A 515-nucleotide genomic window follows, 5' to 3' on the forward strand; every position below is an offset into this window, starting at 1 on the left:
AATATCACCTGTGGATGTACGGCCGACTCCGGCCGGACACCGCGCCGGAGCTGTCCGGCACCGGCTTCATGACACCCGTCAAGACCAAGGCCGAAGAGGTCAGCCCTAACGCTGACCCACTGGGCCGGTCACTCGCGCCCGAAGGCGGCAAAGCAGCGAGGAGTAACTGATGGCTCAGAACATGCGCGGCAAGATTATCGAGGCCGGCTATCCTTGGCGGCTTCGGATCACCTTCTCCAATTCGCTCGTAATCGGTGAGGCCGCGACCTACAGCATGCATGTCCGCGCCAAGGCGGAGGATGTGAACCCGATCGTTGAATTGACGACCGCCAACGGCGGCCTTGTACGCATCGACGACACCACGCTGGACATCAAGATCCCCGCCACCCAGGCCTCGCTGTGGCCGGTCGGCAAGACCGTGGTGATGGACCTCGTCCGCACCGATGGCGGCTCACCGGAGCACACCGGTCTCCAGCTTCAGGTGCCTGTCCGAAACCCTGTGACGAGGCTGTAGG

At 63.3% G+C, this 515-nt stretch carries 1 protein-coding gene; it reads left to right on the forward strand.

Going from position 1 to position 515, the window contains the following annotated elements; genetic code table 11:
• Window positions 1–169: 169 nt before the first annotated feature.
• Window positions 170–514, forward strand: a complete 345-nt coding sequence (locus EOC06_RS38440) for a hypothetical protein (protein WP_128310176.1) — start codon at window positions 170–172, stop codon at window positions 512–514.
• The last annotated feature ends 1 nt before the right edge of the window (window position 515 follow it).

It is taken from the genome of Mesorhizobium sp. M7A.F.Ca.MR.362.00.0.0 (genome assembly GCF_004023175.1).
In the GTDB taxonomy this organism is placed as follows: Bacteria; Pseudomonadota; Alphaproteobacteria; order Rhizobiales; family Rhizobiaceae; genus Mesorhizobium.

Coding starts and splice junctions, on each gene's coding strand:
- EOC06_RS38440 (WP_128310176.1), top strand. CDS start 170: ATGGCTCAGAACATGCGCGGCAAGATTATCGAGGCCGGCTATCCTTGG.